The organism is Achromobacter sp. GbtcB20, assembly GCF_019091095.1.
GTDB classification, from domain to species: domain Bacteria; phylum Pseudomonadota; class Gammaproteobacteria; order Burkholderiales; family Burkholderiaceae_B; genus Achromobacter; species Achromobacter mucicolens.
This window is the reverse complement of record NZ_JAGXJZ010000001.1, coordinates 189055-205692: the sequence shown is the minus strand read 5'-3', so window position 1 is coordinate 205692 and position 16638 is coordinate 189055. Positions and strand designations below refer to the sequence as shown.

Here is a 16638-nt window from a genome sequence, read left to right as displayed (position 1 = left end):
CGCCTACTGCCCTTCGATCACCGAATCCAGGAACTGGCGCGTGCGCGCCTCCTTGGGTTGGCTGAACAGCACGGACGACTCGGCATCCTCGACGATGTTGCCCTGATCGAAGAACAGCGTGCGGTCCGAGCTGCGTTCGGCGAACTTCATCTGGTGCGTGACGATGATCATCGTCATGCTGCGGCGGGCGGACAGGTCGCGCAGGATCTGCAGGATGCCGCCGACCAGCTCGGGGTCGAGCGCGGACGTGACTTCATCGAAAAGCATCACCTGCGGGCACATCGCCAGCGCGCGCGCGATGCCCACCCGTTGCTTCTGCCCACCCGATAGCTGCGCGGGATAAACGTCGAGCTTGTCGCTCAAACCCACCATATCCAGATACTCGACGGCGCGATCGCGCGCCTGGTCGCGCGGCATGCCCAGCACGTGCAGCGGCGCCTCCATGGCGTTGCCCAGCGCCGTCATGTGCGGGAACAGGTTGAAGTGCTGAAACACCATGCCGATCTTGCCGCGCACCTGGCGCAGGTGCGCGGAGTTGACGCCGGCAGGCCGGCCCTGCGCATCGGTCCACATCGGCTCGCCATCGATCTCGATGTCGCCGCTGGTGGGCGGATCCAGCGTCATCAGCACGCGCAGCAACGTGGACTTGCCCGAACCCGACGGGCCGATGACCGCCACGGTCTGCCCCGCCGGGATCTCGAGGTTGATGCCTCGCAGGACTTCCACGTCTCCAAAACGCTTGTGCAGATTCTTGATGCTCACGCTGGCGCTCATCGTTTTCCTCCATATCGTTGCAGGCGGGCCTCCAGGCCGCGCACGCCCCAGGCCGCGACCAGGCTCAGCGCCAGGAACAGCAGGCCCACCAGGGTCAGGGGTTCGGTGTACCGGAACGTCGCGGATCCGATCATCTTGCTTTGCTGCAGCAGCTCGACCACGGTGATGGCCGACAGCAGCGGCGTGTCCTTGAACATCGCCACCAGATAGTTGCCCAGCGCGGGCACCACCGGCGGGATCGCCTGCGGCAGCACCACGCCCACCGCCGTACGCCAGCGCGACATGTTCAGCGCCGTGGCCGCTTCCCACTGGCCGCGTGGCACGGCTTCAATGCCGGCGCGGTACACCTCGGCGCAATAGGTGGCGTAGTGCAGGCCCAGCGCCACGATCCCCGTCATGAGCGGCGACATCTGCGCGCCAGTCAGCGGCAAGACATAGAACAGGAAATACATCTGCACCAGCAGCGGCGTGCTGCGCACGAACTCGATGAAAAACGCCGTGGGCATCGACACGATGCGCAGCCGCGACCGCCGGAGCATGGCAAGCACCAGCCCCAACGTCACCGCCACCAGCATGCCGAGCACGGTAGCCTGGATCGTGATCAAGAGCGCCGACCCTAGCGTGGGCAGGATTTCCAGGGCGAAAGACCAGTCAAATATCGGTGTCATCGGACTCGGACCCTCCGCTCAAGCAGACGCACGCCCGCGGTGATCAACAGGGCCACGGCAAAGTACATCAGCAGCATCAGCGTGAAGATCTCGGTCGTGCGCAGGGTTTCGCTGCGCAGCAGCTGGCCGCGGAACGTCAGGTCGGTGATGGTGATCAGCGACACCAGGGCCGTGTTCTTCAGGAGCTCGATCAGCAGGTTGCCGGCGGGCGGCAGCATGGCCGGCACGGCTTGCGGCAGCACGATGCGCTGCATGATCTGACGGCGCGTGAGGTTCAACGCCACGCCGGCTTCACGCTGCCCGGGCGGCACGGCCCGGATGGCGCCGCGCACCACTTCCGCCCCATACGCGCCCGCATTCAGCGCCAGCACCACGATGCCGACCAGCATGGCCGGCAGCTGCACGCCAAAGAGCGGCAGCACGAAGTAGAACCAGAAGAGCTGCACCAGGGCCGACGTGCCGCGAAAGACCTCGACGTAGATCGACGCCGCCCAACGCACGGGCCGCAGGGACGACAGGCGGCCCAGCCCCGACAGCAGCGCAAGCGGCACCGCCAGGACCACGGCGCCCGCCATGATCTGCAGCGTGACGACCAGCCCCTCGAGCAGGGGCGGCACAAGCTGCGCGATATGTTCAGACATCAACTGCATCGGCGCCCCTTACTGTCCGCTGCAGAGCTTGTCCGCGGTCACCCCTTGGGGCAGTTCGTCGGCCGTGAAGCCGAACGGCTCGACGAGCTTCTTGTGTTCGTCGGTGCCAATAAACTTGGCGAGCTCGGCGTTGAAGGCGTCCGCGAAGGCCTTGTCGTCCGTGCGGAAGGCATAGGCGCCGTAACCGCGCACGCCCTTGCCGTCGATGACCGGGTCCGTGAACGGCTCGGCCTTTTGCAGGCCGCTGCCCGCCTGCGTCTTGCCCATCAGGTCGTTGATGGTAAGCGCGGTCGCGGCATAGGCATCGGCGCGGCCGGCCTGCACCCCGGACAGCGCGCTGACCGCATCCGGAAACACGACCACCTGCCCTGCCGGAATGTTGACCTTCTGCGCGTAATCGCCCTCGATGGCGCCCACCACCACGCCAAGCTTGGCATCGGGGTTCTTGGCCACGTCTTCGTAACTGTGCAGGTTCTTGGGATTGCCGTCCTTGACGAGGAACGCTTCGCCCACGCCATAGGTGGGGTTGGAGAACGCCACCTGCTGGCAGCGCTCGGGCGTGATGTACATGCCCGCCGCAATGATGTCGAAACGCTTGGCCGCAAGCCCCGGGATGAGCGAACCGAATTCGGTCAGGACCCCTTCCACCTCGTTGATGCCCATGCGCTTGAGCACCACGCGGGCGATTTCCACCGACTCGCCGGTAACCTTGGCCTCTTTGCTGTCCATGTAGGCAAACGGCGCCTCATTGGCGTAGCCGATACGGATCTTTCCGGCCGACTTGGCGGCTTCCAGCGTACTGACGCTGCTGGCTGGCGCGTCGCCTGTTGCCGCGGTCTTGTCGCCGCCCGAGTCCGAACACGCCGCGAGAACGCCCAGGCCAAGGGCCAACAGTAGTCGTCTGGATTGGATGAGGGTCATGAATCTTTCTCCCGAATTTATTTCTAGGTACATGGCTTCACTAAAAATAATACGCTAAGAAATGATTTCGACACGAATGATATAGACGTGAAAAAGCAGGCCTAAGCCTGCTTTTGACGTTCGTTGCCCTATGACGCGTTAGGACACGTTACGAACGGTAGATAGATATGGCACCGTTTATTGGGCGTAGGAAAAGCGTCCATTCTTGACCGTGCCCATCACCCGGGCGCGCTCATCGAATCCCTGATGGTTTTCCTTGGTGATGTTCAAGACGCCATTGGGAACGACCAGATCACGGGTGTTTTCCAGCGCGTCGCGCAGTGCCAGGCGGAACTCGGGCGTGCCGGGCTTGGCGCCCGTCTTGAGGGCCCGAGCCACCGCCGAATCCAGCAGCATCCAGGCGCCATAGGCGTCCCCGGCGAACTGGGTCAGCGTATGGGGGCCGTATTGCTGCTCGTACTTGTCCGCAAAGGCCACCGCCACCTTCTTGACCGGGTTGGAATCAGGCAACTCGCGCGCCACCACACCCGGGCCGGTGGGGAACAGGGTGCCCTCCACGTCCTTGCCGCCGACCTGCAGGAATTCAAGCGTGCCGATGCCGTGCGTCTGGTAGACGGCGCCGGTGTAGCCGCGTTCGAGCAGCGTTTTCTGGGGCAGCGCGGCCGGCGTGCCCGAACCGGCGATCAGCACCGCGTCCGGCTTGGCGGCAATGACCTTGAGCACCTGGCCGACCACCGACGCGTCGGTGCGCTGGAAGCGCTCTTGCGCGACGAGTTTCAGATCGGACCCGGCCGCGGCCGTGAACTCCTTCAGCCAGCTGTCGCCATACGAATCGGCAAAGCCGATGAAGGCCACGTTCTTCAGGCCTTTCTTCTTCATGTCTTCGACCAGCACCGTGGCCATCAGCGAGTCGTTCTGCGGCATCTTGAAGGCCCAGGTGCGCTTGGGATCCGACTGCGGTTCCACGATGACGCTGGACGCGGCCAGCGCGATCATCGGCGTCTTGGTTTCGGCCAGCACGTCCAGGGCGGCCAGCGCGGAAGCTGTGATGTTGGGGCCGACGATGGCGTCCACCTTGTCCTCGGAGGTCAGCTTGCGCATGTTCTTGACCGCCCGGCTGACGTCCGTGCCGTCGTCCAGCACCACGTAACGCGCGGGTTCGCCGCCCAGCGTGTTGGGCCACAGGCGGATCGCGTTGTTGGTCTGGATGCCGATGGCGGCGGCGGGGCCCGTGGTGGACACGTCCACGCCGATCACGATTTCAGCTTGGGCGGACAGGGCGGGGACGGCCAGCGCGACGGCGCAGGCGTAGCGGGCAAGGATGCGAGGCATGACTACGGCTCTTGGATGGGAGTGAAGGAGATGCCGCTATTTTGCCTGATGCGCCAGCGGCGGTTATTGACGTGGCCAACCCTTGTTGGAGGTGAATGCCCCGCCAGGCCATCGTTACATCGGCTTGCCGTTGCGTACCGGTGTCTTACGCGATGGGCGGGGTGGCGGGCCGTATCATCGACGGTGCCGCCTGAGGCAAGGCGCGCCGCCCCCACGGCGGCGCCTCTCCCCACCCCGGACGCGCCGCACGCGGCTGCGTTCCCACACAGGAGTCACGTATGAAGAAAACCGCAACCGCCGCCTGGTCGGGCGATCTGAAGACTGGCAAAGGCACGATTTCCACGCAGAGCGGCGCGCTCAAGAGCCAACCTTACGGCTTTAACACCCGCTTCGGCGACACGCCGGGCACCAACCCCGAAGAACTGCTGGGCGCGGCGCACGCCGGGTGCTTCACCATGGCGTTGTCCAACATCCTGGGCGAAGCGGGCATGGTCGCGCAAAGCCTGGACACCAAGGCCGAAGTCACGCTGGACAAGGTCGATGACGGCTTTTCCATCACCGCCGTGCATCTGACCGTGGAGGCCGTCATTCCCGGCGCTTCCGCCGAAGCGTTCGAGGAAGCCGCCCGCAAAGCCGAAAAGGGCTGCCCGGTTTCCAAGGTGCTGAACGCCAAGATCTCGATGGACGCCAAGCTGAAGTCCTGACCGGCGCGAGGATCATCCGGCTCCCGACGGGGCCGGATCATTGGCCCGCCCTATCCCAGGCGTGGCCAAAATCAATTTGACGGTGCAGGTGCGCTCCTGAACAATGAGAACCATTCTCAGGAGCAGCACATGACCGGATTCATCTACGCAATATCAGGCGGCAATGCCGCCCTGGCGCAGGACGCGCGGGTTTCCGCGAACCTGCGCCGCATGGTCGGGTCGGGCATCCTGGTCGCCGTCGGCTACATCGATCCGGGCAACTGGGCGACCGACATCGCCGGCGGCAGCGGCTTTGGCTACGGCCTGCTGATGGTCGTCATCACGTCAGCCTTTCTGGCGCTGGGTTTTCAGGTGCTGGTGTCGCGCCTGGCGCTTGCCACCGGTCAGGATCTGGCCACCCTCACTGCCCGCCACCTTTCCCCGCGTTTGGCCAAGGCAGCCTGGCTTGCCGGCGAGGCCGCCATTCTGGCGACCGCGCTGGCAGAACTGATCGGCGGCGCGATTGCGCTGCGGTTGCTGTTTGGCCTGCCGCTCATCGCGGGCGTCGCGGTCACGGGCATCGGCACCTTTGCCGTGCTGGCGATGACACGCGGCAATGCCGACCGGCATGAACGCGTGATCGCCCTGCTGTTGTCCGTGGTCGCGCTGTCTTTTGTGTTCCTGCTGTTCAAGGCCAATCCGGCCTGGAAGGAAGTGGCGCATGGCGTCACCGAGACCGGCCGCGCGCTGCGCGATCCGCAAGGCTTTTTGATCGCGCTGGGGATTCTGGGCGCGACCCTCATGCCGCACAACCTCTATCTGCATTCGGGCTCGCTTGCGCAGCGGGCGCGGGACCTGCCGCCGCAGGCGCTGGGGATGGCAATGCGCGTGGCGCGCAACGACACGATCGTGTCGCTGGGCGTGGCCATGCTCATCAATTCGGCCATCATGATCGTGGCCGCCGCCTCGCTGTCCGGATCCGGCATGACGGTGTCCAGTCTGGACGATGCGCATGCGGTGATCGGCCACACGCTGGGCATCGGGGCGGCAGTCGTGTTTGCCGTGGCGCTGTACGCCGCGGGCCAAAGCTCCACCATCACGGGCGTGTTGGCCGGACGCATCCTGTCCAAGGGATTCCAGGTCGGCAGCAACTGGTCCGACCGCCGCCGCGCATTGATGACGCGCTTGGTGGCGGGCGCTGCCGCCGTCGGCCTGCTGGCGTTCACGGGCGGCAACGATCCGGACGGGTTGCTGGTGCTGAGCCAGGTCATCCTGAGTCTTGCCCTGCCCTTCGCCCTGGGTCCGCTGGTCGTGCTGGCCTGCCGCAAGAGCCTGATGGGCCGCTACGTGCTGAAAGGCGCGTGGGCCTGGGCCGCTATCGGCGCCACCGTGGGCATCATCGTGCTGGACGCCTATCTGCTGCTGGATATCGTGTCCTGATGGGGCCAGCGCCGCCTGCCAGCGGCAGGCAAAAAAAACGCCAGCGATCAAAGCTGGCGTTTTTTCTGGCGGGGTGCTTCAGTGGTACGCGGACACGACCGGGTGTTGACGGCGGCCGGCGTCCATATTGTGCAGGACCTCGCCGACAGCGCCGCCCAGTGCAGCCATGCGCAGCTTCAGGCGCAACCAGCGCGAGCGTGCGGTGGGACCGGACAGGGTTTCCGCCTTGATGGCCTCGCGGATCAGGGACCGCTCCAGCGCATCCGACATACGGGCATTTTTCAACGCGGTATCGCTCATGATTCTCTCCTTGAGAAAGCGCGATGTGGAACAACGTGAATCCATCTTAGATCCGCGTATGCTGCGTTGCAATAAAAACCACAAACATTTTTTTCGGCGTTGCGCAATGGGTACAAACACCACCACAACGGTGCATGCCGCACACGGTTACGCACCGAGTTTGTGCGACGGCCTAGGCTGATCGGCCGGGCAGGTGCGCCTGAATCAGCTTGTCGGCCATCGAAGCCACCCGCCCGGCGGGCCCTCCCGCCCCGAAAAGCTGGCTCGATACGAACGCACCTTCGATCAATAGCAGCAGTCCATCGGCCAGGGCTTCGGGATCTTCCGCGCCCATCCCGGCGGCCATGGCGTTCAGCCGGCGGCGCAATTCGCGTTTGTGTTCAACGGCCACGGCCCGGGCCGGATGATTGGGTTCGGGGTATTCGACCGCGGCGTTCGTCAGCCCGCATCCCCGGTAGCCGTTCTGCACCGCACGTCCTGCCATGCCGGTCAGGTAGTCGAGCAATTGGGCGCGCGGATCGCCCGGATGGGCGGCGCACGCGGCGTCAAAGCGCGCCCAGAATTCGGCGTCGTAATCACGCAGGTACGCAGCCGCCAATTCGTCCTTCGAGGAAAAACTGCGGTACAGGCTGGGTTTCGTCACCCCAGCCTGGTTGACGATGGCGTCCACGCCCACGGCGCGGATGCCGTCGCGGTAGAACATCTCGCGCGCGGTCTTGCGGATGCGGTCGGCCGCCAGGAGCGGTTTGGATGGGGTGGCGCCGGGGGTGGCGGACGCGGGGAAACTCTTGCTGGCCATACGAGGCTCCTTTTCTGCGAAACAGCGCGAGCGGCCATCTGCGAAAACAGGGTCGCCAAAATTCGCTTGACGATGTTACTGACCGGTACGTACTATCCGCAAACCTTAATACGTACCGGTCAGTAACATGAGTATAGCCCAGCCTCCATTCCCCTTCCGCCGCGCCGGTCAGAAGTACGCGTTCGTGGTGGTTGCCGTGATTTTCCTGTCGCTGCTGGTCGCGGCTGGCCTGCGATCTTCGCCCAGTGTGCTGCTGGTGCCGCTGGAAGAAACGTTCGGATGGAGCCGAAGTTCGATCTCGTTTGCCGCCGCGCTGGGCATTTTTCTGTACGGACTGGTTGGCCCCTTCGCAGCCGCCGCGATGGAGCGCTTTGGATTGCGGCGCGTGCTGATCACGGCGCTGATCCTGATGTCGGCCTCCAGCGCCGTCAGCGCCTACATGACCGAACCCTGGCATCTGATCATGACCTGGGGCGTGTTCTCGGGCATCAGTTCGGGCGCCGTGGCGATCGTGATGGGCGCGACCGTGGTGAACCGCTGGTTCGTCAAGCACCGCGGACTGATGATGGGCCTTCTGACCGCCAGCGCCGCCACCGGCACGCTGGTGTTCCTGCCGGTGCTGGCCGCGCTGGCCTCGTCGGGCGACTGGACGCGCGTGGTCTGGACGGTGGCCGGCGCCGCGGCCGCGCTGGTGCCGCTGGCCTGGTGGCTGGTGCCCGACCGTCCGTCCAGCGTGGGTCTCGTGCCCTTTGGCAGCGATCCGCACGCAACGCCCGCCCCCGCCGCGCCGCGCACCGGCATGGTGGCCGCCACCTTCGGCACGCTGGCGCGCGCGGCCCGCACGCGCACGTTCTGGTATTTGTTCGCCACCTTTTTCGTGTGCGGGTTCACGACCAATGGCCTGGTGGGCACGCACCTGATCGCACTTTGCGGCGACCACGGCATGCCCGAAGTGCAGGCGGCCGGCTTGCTGGCCATGATGGGCATCTTCGACCTGCTCGGGACCACGGCCTCTGGATGGCTGACCGACCGCTACGACCCGCGCAAGCTGCTCTTCGTGTACTACGCGCTGCGCGGCCTGTCGCTGATGTACCTGCCCTATTCCGATTTCTCGTTCTACAGCCTGTCGATCTTCGCGATCTTTTTTGGCCTGGACTGGATCGCCACGGTGCCGCCCACGCTGCGCCTGACGACGGAAGCCTTCGGCGAACGCGACGCCTCGATCGTCTTCGGGTGGATCGTGGCGGGCCACCAGATGGGCGCGGCAAGCGCCGCCTGGATGGCGGGCGCCCTGCGCGAAGCCCAGGGCAGCTACCTGATGGCTTTTGTGATCTCGGGCTCGACCGGCATCATCGCCGCCGTGCTGGCGCTCATGATCCGCAGAAAGCGCGTGGTGGCGCAACCTGCCTGAACTCGCCCGTCCGCTTGCAGGCAGGCGCCTGCATGCGAACGGGCCGCGACGCGCCGCCATGCCCTCAGGCCGCGCCGCCGGTGCGCCCGCGCAGGTTGTAGGCCTTCTTGCCGCCCACGTGTTTGCGGATGAGGGCTTCGGCGCGTTCGCCGTCGCGCGCCATCAACGCCTGCACAAAGGCCTCGTGGTCGGCCACCGCCGTCGTCCATTCGTCCAGATCGAAATTGGACTTGTAGCGCAGCGCCTGCACCTGCAGGTTCAGCCGGTCGTAGGAGTGTGACAACGCCGGGTTGTGCGCGGCGCGATTGATCGCGATGTGCGTGCCCATGCTGGCCGCAAAATACGCGCGGATGTCCCGTTTTTCATAGTTTTCAAGCATCTGCGCATGCAGCCGCCCGATCTGCGCCAGCTCCGCGTCGGACGCGCGCTCGGCGGCGCTGCGCACCGCCAGCCCTTCCAGCACCGACAGCACATCGAAGATGTTCTCGATGTCCTCGGCGGACAGCTCGATCACCATTGCGCCGCGCTTGGGCTGCAGCGTCACCAGGCCATCCGAGGCCAGCATCCGGTACGCCTCGCGCAGCGGCGTGCGGGAGATCTTCAGTTGATCGCACAGATCCCGTTCGTTCAGCCACGTGCCGGGCTTTAGCGTGCCATCGATGATGAGCTGGCGCAGCCGTTCCGCCACGACAGCCGGCAGCGTGGGATGGTGAATGGCCAAATCGGGGACGGAGACATCGGCAATCAAGGGTTCAGGGTTAGCCATGGGTTGTTCATGCTCGCAACATCGACTATTTTTGTATCTGGTATACCAAACACCAACGGCATACCAACCTGACCCAATCATAGAGCAAGCAGCCCCTGGGCAGGACTCATCCACCAAAGGAGACCCTATGAACAAGCATGCTCGCGCCTGGACCGGCGTATTGATGCTGGCCGCCGGCCTTGCGGCGGCCACCCCCGCCGTGGCGCAGGATCCGGTGAAGTGGCCGGAACGTCCCATCCGGCTGGTCGTCGGCTTCGTGCCCGGCGGCGGCACCGACGTGTCGGCCCGCATCCTTTCGGCGCGCCTGTCCACCCTGCTGGGCCAGCAGGTCGTGGTCGAAAACAAGCCGGGGGCTTCCGGCCTGATTGCGGCCGACTATGTAGTCAAGGCGGATCCGGACGGCTACACGCTGCTGCTGGCCAATATGCAGTCCACCGTGGCGGCGCCTTACGTCGTGCAGTCCAACATCGATCCCAACAAGGATTTCACGGCGGTTCGGTACATCGGGTCGGTGCCGAACGTGCTGGTCGTCAATCCCGCCAAGCACGCGTATGCCACGGTGCAGAACCTGGTGGACGACGCCCGCGCCAAGCCCAAGCAACTCTTGTACGCGTCGTCCGGCATGGGCAGCCCGCAGCATCTGAGCGCCGCGCGCTTCTCGCAGATTGCCGGGGTGCAGATGGAGCACGTGCCGTACAAGGGCAGCGGCCAGGCCATGACCGACCTGCTGGGCGGCAGCGTGGACCTGAACTTCGACACGCTGCCGGGCGCGATCAACCAGATCCAGGCCGGCAAGCTGCGGCCGCTGGCCGTGACCAGTCCGCAGCGCAGCAAGCGGCTGCCCGATGTGCCGACGCTGGCCGAATCCGGCATCAAGGGCCTGGACGTCGTGCAGTGGTACGCGGTCCTTGCTCCGGCCAAGCTGCCCCACCCGATCATGGAAAAGCTCGACCGGGCGCTTGCCCAGACGCTGGCCGACCCCGAGGTCGCCGCCAAGCTCGCCGACCAGGGCATGGACCTGGGCGGCGGTCCGCAATCCCCCGCCGCCTTCGCCTCGTACGTGCGGGACGAATGGAGCAAGTACGGCAAGCTCACCGCAAGCCTGGGCCTGACGAAGCAGTAAGGCCCGCAGCAAGCCCCGCAGTAAGCCCCAACAACGGGCACGACTCACCTGGCGGGGGACGCTCCCCCCCGCGCATGCAAAAGGAATCCCATGACCGCTACTTCCACCCCGGGCTCCTCGCCCATCCTGCTGCACCGCGACGGCGACATCGCAACCGTGGTGCTGAACCGGCCGGAAAAGCTCAACGCCTTCACCATCGACGGCTGGCGCTTGCTGGGCGACACCTTTCTCGAACTGGACCGTGACGACGGCGTGCGCTGCGTGCTGCTGCGCGGCGCGGGCGAGAAGGCATTTTCGCCGGGCAACGACATCGGCGAGTTCGAGACGGCCCGCAGCAACAAGCGGCAGGCCGTGGAGTACGGCGCCGTCATGCGCCGCACGATCGAGGCGATCAGCGGGTGCCGCCACCCCGTGGTGGCGCAGATCCATGGCATCTGCGTGGGCGGCGGGCTGGAGATCGCCAGCCTGGCCGACGTGCGCATCTGCGGGGAAAGCTCACGGTTCGGCGTGCCCATCAAGAACCTGGGGCTGGTGATGTCGTATTCGGAACTGGCCCCGCTGGTTCGGCTGGTCGGCCCCACCGTGGCGCTGCAGGTGCTGCTGGAAGGCAACATCTTCGACGCCGCCGAGGCCTTGCGACTGGGCGTGGTCTCGCGCGTGGTGGCCGATGACCAGGTGGCGGCCGACGCGCAGGCAACGGCCCGCCGGATCGCGGACGGCGCGCCGCTGGTGGCCCGCTGGCACAAGAAGTTCGTGCGCAACCTGGTGCAAGGCAAGGCGCTGACCGATGCCGACCGCGACGAAGCTTTCGACTGCTTCGACACCGAGGATTTCCGCGCCGGCTACCGCGCCTTCCTGGCCAAGGCCAAACCGCAATTCAGCGGCCGCTGAACGAACGATCGAGGAACACGCATGCACAACGACAACCGCGGCTCCGGCCGCCCGCCCTTTTCCGCTTCCGATGCCCCCGCCGCCGGCGCGCTGGCCGGCATGCGCGTCATCGAGCTGTCGCAGATCATGGCAGGCCCCACCTGCGGCATGATGCTCGCGGACCTGGGCGCCGATGTCATCAAGGTCGAGAAGATCGACGGCGGCGACGATTCGCGCCAATACCGCGATCCGCAGATCAACGGCATCTCCGCGCCTTTCCTGATGCTCAACCGCAACAAGCGCGCCATCGCGCTGGACCTGAAGCATCCCGACGGCAAGAAGGTGCTCTTGCGCATGATCCGCGACGCCGACGTGGTGACCGAGAACTTCCGCAAGGGCACGATGGAGAAGCTGGGCCTGGGCTACGACACGCTGCGCAAGGAGAATCCGGGTCTCATCTATTGCGCCGTCTCGGGCTATGGCACGACGGGCCCCTACGCCGACAAGGGCGGATTCGACCTGGTGGCGCAAGGCTTCTCGGGGTTGATGGCCATCACCGGTGAACCCGGCGGGCCGCCGCTGCGCACCGGCAACTCGGTGGCCGACATCAACGCGGGCCTGCTCGCGGCGTTCGGCGTGCTGGCGGCGTACCAGCACAAGCAGCGCACCGGCGAAGGCCAGATCGTCGAGACGTCACTGCTGGAGGCCAGCCTGCAGCAGCTCTACTGGCATGCCGCCATCTACTTCGGCAGCGGCGTCTCGCCCGGTCCCACGGGGTCGGCGCACGTGCTGAGCGCGCCCTATCAGGCGTTTCCCACGCGCACCGACTGGATCATCATCGGCGGCGCCAACGAAAAGAACTGGCAGCGCATCGCGCAGGCGCTGGGCAAGCCCGAATGGGCAGACGATCCGCGCTTTGCGCGCAATCGCGACCGCATGCAGAACCGCGACGAACTGGTGGAGGAGATTTCCGCCATCCTGAAAACCCGCGACGCGCAGGAATGGCTGGACATCTTCGACGCGGCCGGCGTGCCCGCCGGTCCGGTGCACTCGATCGCGCAGGCGTTGTCGCACCCGCAGACGCTGGCGCGTGAAATGGTGGTGGAACAGGAGCATCCCGTGGCGGGCAAGGTCCGCACCGTGGGCATGCCCGTGAAACTGTCCGCCACGCCTGCCCGGTATCATCGCGCCGCGCCGCGGCTGGGCGAGGATTCCATCGCGATCTTGGGCGAATTCGGCTATGACAGGCAGGAGATCGACGCGCTGATCGACGCCGGCGTGGTCGCGGCCGTGGACCGCGAGCCGGTGCAGGCCTGAGGCTGAATAAACGCAAGGCGGGAGCCCGCCTTGCGTCAGGTTTTGCTTACTCCACTTCGCCCAGGTACGCCGCGCGCACCTTGGGATCGTGCAGCATGTCGCGCGCGGGTCCCGACAGGGTGATCTCGCCCGACTCCATCACGTAGCCGCGATGGCTGTTTTCCAGGGCGAGGCGCGCATTCTGCTCGATGAGCAGAATCGTCACGCCTTCGCTGGCGATGGTGCGCACCACGTCGAACACCTTTTCGACCATCAGCGGCGCAAGCCCCATCGACGGCTCGTCCAGCAGCAGCAGCTTCGGGCGCGCGATCATCGCGCGGCCCATCGCCACCATCTGCTGCTCGCCGCCCGACAGCGTGCCGGCGGCCTGCTTGCGGCGTTCGGCCAGGCGCGGGAACAAGGTGAAGACGCGGTCCGTGTCCTGGCGGATCTGCGCGGCGTCGCGGCGGATGTAACCGCCCATCGCCAGGTTTTCCTCGATGGTGAGCTGCCCGAAGATGCCGCGGCCCTCCGGCACCATCACCAAGCCCTTGCGGACCAGTTCGTGCGACTTCTGTCCGCCGATGGATTGCCCGGCATAGACGACCTCGCCGCCGGCCAGCGGCACCAGGCCGCAGATGGCGCGCAGCGTCGTGCTCTTGCCCGCGCCGTTGGCGCCGATCAGGCAAACCAGTTCGCCGTCGTCCACGCGCAGGTCGATGCCGCGCACCGCGCGGATGCCGCCGTAGGACACTTGCAGGCCCCGCAGCTCGAGCAGGGGTTGGGATGCGGTCATGTTGCCTGGCCCTCGTTGTGGATGAGCGGATCCTGCGCAGCTCCGGCGCCAAGATACGCTTCAATGACCTTGGGATCGCGCTGCACCTGGGCAGGCTTGCCCATCGCCAGCACCTTCCCGTATTCCAGCACCAGCACGCGATCGCACAGGCCCATGACGAGCTTCATGTCGTGTTCGATCAGCAGCACCGTGACCCCGTCGGCGCGGATCTTTTCCACCAGCTTGCGCAGCACGACCGTTTCCGAGGCATTCATGCCCGCGGCAGGTTCGTCCAGCGCCAGCAGCTTCGGATCCGTCGCGAGCGCGCGGGCGATCTCCAGACGCCGCTGGTCGCCATAAGGCAGCGACCGCGCGACGTCGTTGGCGCGATGGCCGATGCCCACGTAGTCCAGCAGCTCCTGCGCGCGCGCCTCGATGGCGGCTTCTTCGGCACGGGTCGCGCGGGTGCGCAGCACCGCACCCAGCACGCCCGCGCGGGTGCGCATGTGGCGGCCGATCATCACGTTCTCGATCGCGCTCAGGTTCGCGAAGAGGCGGATGTTCTGGAAGGTGCGCGCCAGGCCCGCGTACGCGACCTCGTGCGGCTTCTTGCCCGACATGGATTCGCCGTTGAACGTGCAGGTGCCTTCCTCGGGGATGTAAAGGCCGGTCAGCACGTTGAACAGCGTCGTCTTGCCCGCGCCGTTCGGGCCGATCAGCCCGTAGATCTCGCCTTGTTCGATGTCGAAACTGACGCCCGACAGGGCCTGCAGCCCGCCGAAGCGCTTGCCCAGTCCCTGGGCTTGCAACAGCTTGCTCATGCCGCGCCTCCTTGCGTCTTGGTGGCAAGTTCGCGCTTGCGCACCGCCGACGGCCACAGGCCGGCCGGACGGAACAGCATCACGCACACCATCGCCAAGCCGAACAGCAGCATGCGGATACCTTCCGGATCCAGCACCACGGCGCCGAACAGCATGTGCTGGACGGGTTCCACGACGGCGCGCAGGAATTCCGGCAACGCGGCCAGGATCAGGGCGCCCAGGATGACGCCCGGAATGTGGCCCATGCCGCCAAGCACCACCATGCACAGGATCGAAATGGACTCCATGAGCGAGAAGCTCTCGGGGCTGACAAAGCCCTGCATCGACGCGAAGAGCGCGCCCGCGACGCCCCCGAACGAAGCGCCCATCGCAAAGGCCAGCAGCTTGATGTTGCGGGTGTTGATGCCCATCGCCTTGGCGGCGATTTCGTCTTCGCGGATGGCTTCCCACGCGCGGCCGATGCGCGAATTCTGCAGGCGCACGCACACCAGGATGATGATCAGTGTCAGCGCCAGCAGCAGGTAGTAGTACTTTTCCGGCCCGGTGAACCGGATGCCCATCAGGTTCTGCGTTCGGCCAAAGACAAACTCGCCCACCTTGAAGGTGTCGATGCGGTTGATGCCTTGCGGCCCGTTGGTGATGTTGATCGGCGCATTCAGGTTGTTCAGGAAGATGCGGATGATCTCGCCAAACCCGAGCGTCACGATGGCCAGGTAGTCGCCTCGCAACTTCAATGTCGGCGCGCCCAGCAGCACCCCGAACAAGCACGCGACCGCCAGCGCGATCGGCAGGATCGCCCAGAACGGCAGGTGCAGCCCGAAATGCGGCGAGGCAAGCAGCGCCCACGTGTAGGCCCCCACCGCGTAGAACGCGATATAGCCCAGGTCCAGGAGACCCGCGAAGCCCACCACGATGTTCAGGCCCAGCGACAGCATCACGTACAGCAACGCGAAGTTCAGGATGCGGACCCAGCTCTGGCCGGCCATGCCGATGACGAACGGCAGCACGGCCAGGACGACGCCGATCAGCGCGATGCCGATCAGGTTGCGGGTGGAGAACCCGCTTTTCTTCAGATGGGCGTTCATGCGCGATCCCCCACCCGTTCACCCAGGAGACCCGAGGGACGGAAGATCAGCACCAGCACCAGCACGAAGAACGCAAACACGTCCTGATAATGGCTGCCCAAAAAGCCGCCGGTCAGGTCGCCGATGTAGCCCGCGCCCAGCGATTCGATGATGCCCAGCAGCAAGCCGCCGGCCATGGCGCCGACCAGGTTGCCGATCCCGCCCAGCACGGCGGCGGTGAACGCCTTCAGGCCCAGCATGAAACCCATCGTGTATTGCGACACGCCGTAATACGTGGCGACCATCATGCCCGCCACGGCAGCAAGCGCCGACCCGATCAGGAAGGCTGCCGAAATCACCGTATTGATGTTCACGCCCATCAGGCCCGCGACCTCGCGGTTCTGCGCGGTGGCGCGCATTGCGGTGCCCAGCCGGGTCTTGTGCACGACGGCCAGCAAGCCGCCCATGATGAGCGCCGCGATCACCACGATGGCGATCTGCAGCGTGCTCATGCGCGCGCCGGCAAACTCGAACACCTGCGGCGACAGCACTTGCGGGAAGTTCAGGTAGTTGCGGCCCCAGCCCATCATCGCCACGTTCTGCAGGATGATGGACACGCCGATGGCCGTGATAAGGGCCGCCAGGCGGGGCGCGCGGCGCAGCGGCCGATAGGCCACGCGTTCGGCCGTCCAGCCCACCGCCATGCACAGGGGCACCGAGACCAGCAGGCCCACGCCCAGGACCACAAAGGCCGAGACGCCGGGATCGCCGCCCACAAGCGAAATGGCGATCGTGGTGGCCGCCATCGCGCCGATCATGACGACGTCGCCATGCGCGAAGTTGATCAGCCCGATGATGCCGTACACCATGGTGTAGCCAAGGGCGACCAGGGCGTACACGCTGCCGAGCGTGACGCCGTTAATCAGTTGTTGAATGAAGATATCC

General features: G+C 65.8%; 18 protein-coding genes. 6 read left to right on the top strand and 12 right to left on the bottom strand.

Annotated features, from left to right (window positions below; all coding sequences use genetic code 11):
- Nucleotides 1-3: 3 nt before the first annotated feature.
- The 5 genes from ehuA to KVT32_RS00915 form a co-directional block, all read right to left on the bottom strand.
- On the bottom strand, nucleotides 4-774 hold the full coding sequence (gene ehuA, locus KVT32_RS00935) for an ectoine/hydroxyectoine ABC transporter ATP-binding protein EhuA (RefSeq protein WP_152384791.1): 771 nt from the start codon (nucleotides 772-774) through the stop codon (nucleotides 4-6).
- Nucleotides 771-1442: an ectoine/hydroxyectoine ABC transporter permease subunit EhuD gene (gene ehuD / locus KVT32_RS00930; RefSeq protein WP_063955466.1), complete on the bottom strand. Its 672-nt coding sequence runs from the start codon at nucleotides 1440-1442 to the stop codon at nucleotides 771-773. The genes ehuA and ehuD overlap by 4 nt, the downstream gene beginning before the upstream one ends.
- Complete coding sequence (gene ehuC / locus KVT32_RS00925) at nucleotides 1439-2092, bottom strand: ectoine/hydroxyectoine ABC transporter permease subunit EhuC (protein WP_062840689.1); 654 nt, start codon at nucleotides 2090-2092, stop codon at nucleotides 1439-1441. The genes ehuD and ehuC overlap by 4 nt, the downstream gene beginning before the upstream one ends.
- A gap of 9 nt (nucleotides 2093-2101) precedes the next feature.
- Nucleotides 2102-3013 (bottom strand): ectoine/hydroxyectoine ABC transporter substrate-binding protein EhuB, encoded by a 912-nt coding sequence (ehuB, locus tag KVT32_RS00920; protein WP_152384792.1) that lies wholly within the window; start codon nucleotides 3011-3013, stop codon nucleotides 2102-2104.
- 177 nt (nucleotides 3014-3190) lie between these two features.
- Nucleotides 3191-4345, bottom strand: a complete 1155-nt coding sequence (locus KVT32_RS00915) for an ABC transporter substrate-binding protein (protein WP_063955464.1) — start codon at nucleotides 4343-4345, stop codon at nucleotides 3191-3193.
- A gap of 278 nt (nucleotides 4346-4623) precedes the next feature.
- Between KVT32_RS00915 and KVT32_RS00910 the strand changes: the two genes are divergently transcribed.
- Nucleotides 4624-5049, top strand: coding sequence for an OsmC family protein (locus KVT32_RS00910; RefSeq protein ID WP_062840687.1), 426 nt, complete (start codon nucleotides 4624-4626; stop codon nucleotides 5047-5049).
- Nucleotides 5050-5178: 129 nt separating this feature from the next.
- Nucleotides 5179-6468: an Nramp family divalent metal transporter gene (locus tag KVT32_RS00905; RefSeq protein ID WP_175155785.1), complete on the top strand. Its 1290-nt coding sequence runs from the start codon at nucleotides 5179-5181 to the stop codon at nucleotides 6466-6468.
- 78 nt (nucleotides 6469-6546) lie between these two features.
- On the opposite strand, the gene KVT32_RS00900 is transcribed toward KVT32_RS00905, so the two are convergent.
- Together KVT32_RS00900 and KVT32_RS00895 are read right to left on the bottom strand one after the other, a co-directional pair.
- Nucleotides 6547-6768: a hypothetical protein gene (locus tag KVT32_RS00900; protein ID WP_056324328.1), complete on the bottom strand. Its 222-nt coding sequence runs from the start codon at nucleotides 6766-6768 to the stop codon at nucleotides 6547-6549.
- Nucleotides 6769-6940: 172 nt separating this feature from the next.
- Nucleotides 6941-7567 (bottom strand): TetR/AcrR family transcriptional regulator, encoded by a 627-nt coding sequence (locus KVT32_RS00895; protein ID WP_217617516.1) that lies wholly within the window; start codon nucleotides 7565-7567, stop codon nucleotides 6941-6943.
- Between the two features lie 127 nt (nucleotides 7568-7694).
- Between KVT32_RS00895 and KVT32_RS00890 the strand changes: the two genes are divergently transcribed.
- Nucleotides 7695-8978 (top strand): MFS transporter, encoded by a 1284-nt coding sequence (locus KVT32_RS00890; RefSeq protein ID WP_217617515.1) that lies wholly within the window; start codon nucleotides 7695-7697, stop codon nucleotides 8976-8978.
- 64 nt (nucleotides 8979-9042) lie between these two features.
- Here the strand turns inward: KVT32_RS00890 and KVT32_RS00885 are convergent, their stop codons facing one another.
- On the bottom strand, nucleotides 9043-9744 hold the full coding sequence (locus KVT32_RS00885) for a GntR family transcriptional regulator (RefSeq protein ID WP_056324320.1): 702 nt from the start codon (nucleotides 9742-9744) through the stop codon (nucleotides 9043-9045).
- A 127-nt stretch (nucleotides 9745-9871) separates the two neighbouring features.
- Between KVT32_RS00885 and KVT32_RS00880 the strand changes: the two genes are divergently transcribed.
- From KVT32_RS00880 to KVT32_RS00870, 3 genes are all read left to right on the top strand, one after another.
- Nucleotides 9872-10867: a tripartite tricarboxylate transporter substrate binding protein gene (locus tag KVT32_RS00880; protein WP_152384797.1), complete on the top strand. Its 996-nt coding sequence runs from the start codon at nucleotides 9872-9874 to the stop codon at nucleotides 10865-10867.
- Nucleotides 10868-10957: 90 nt separating this feature from the next.
- The gene (locus tag KVT32_RS00875; RefSeq protein WP_175155788.1) at nucleotides 10958-11758 is read left to right on the top strand and encodes an enoyl-CoA hydratase/isomerase family protein; all 801 of its coding nucleotides are present in this window, start codon (nucleotides 10958-10960) and stop codon (nucleotides 11756-11758) included.
- Between the two features lie 21 nt (nucleotides 11759-11779).
- Nucleotides 11780-13054 carry a CaiB/BaiF CoA-transferase family protein gene (locus KVT32_RS00870; RefSeq protein WP_226846217.1) on the top strand — a complete coding sequence of 425 codons (1275 nt, stop codon included), beginning with the start codon at nucleotides 11780-11782 and terminating at the stop codon, nucleotides 13052-13054.
- Nucleotides 13055-13100: 46 nt separating this feature from the next.
- Here KVT32_RS00870 and KVT32_RS00865 read toward each other — a convergent pair whose 3' ends face one another.
- The 4 genes from KVT32_RS00865 to KVT32_RS00850 are packed head-to-tail and all read right to left on the bottom strand — an operon-like array spanning nucleotide 13101 to nucleotide 16562.
- The gene (locus KVT32_RS00865) at nucleotides 13101-13829 is read right to left on the bottom strand and encodes an ABC transporter ATP-binding protein (protein WP_056324308.1); all 729 of its coding nucleotides are present in this window, start codon (nucleotides 13827-13829) and stop codon (nucleotides 13101-13103) included.
- On the bottom strand, nucleotides 13826-14629 hold the full coding sequence (locus KVT32_RS00860) for an ABC transporter ATP-binding protein (RefSeq protein WP_056324304.1): 804 nt from the start codon (nucleotides 14627-14629) through the stop codon (nucleotides 13826-13828). The genes KVT32_RS00865 and KVT32_RS00860 overlap by 4 nt, the downstream gene beginning before the upstream one ends.
- Complete coding sequence (locus KVT32_RS00855; protein ID WP_152384799.1) at nucleotides 14626-15714, bottom strand: ABC transporter ATP-binding protein; 1089 nt, start codon at nucleotides 15712-15714, stop codon at nucleotides 14626-14628. The genes KVT32_RS00860 and KVT32_RS00855 overlap by 4 nt, the downstream gene beginning before the upstream one ends.
- Nucleotides 15711-16562 (bottom strand): branched-chain amino acid ABC transporter permease, encoded by an 852-nt coding sequence (locus KVT32_RS00850; protein ID WP_369818557.1) that lies wholly within the window; start codon nucleotides 16560-16562, stop codon nucleotides 15711-15713. The genes KVT32_RS00855 and KVT32_RS00850 overlap by 4 nt, the downstream gene beginning before the upstream one ends.
- Between the last annotated feature and the right edge of the window lie 76 nt (nucleotides 16563-16638).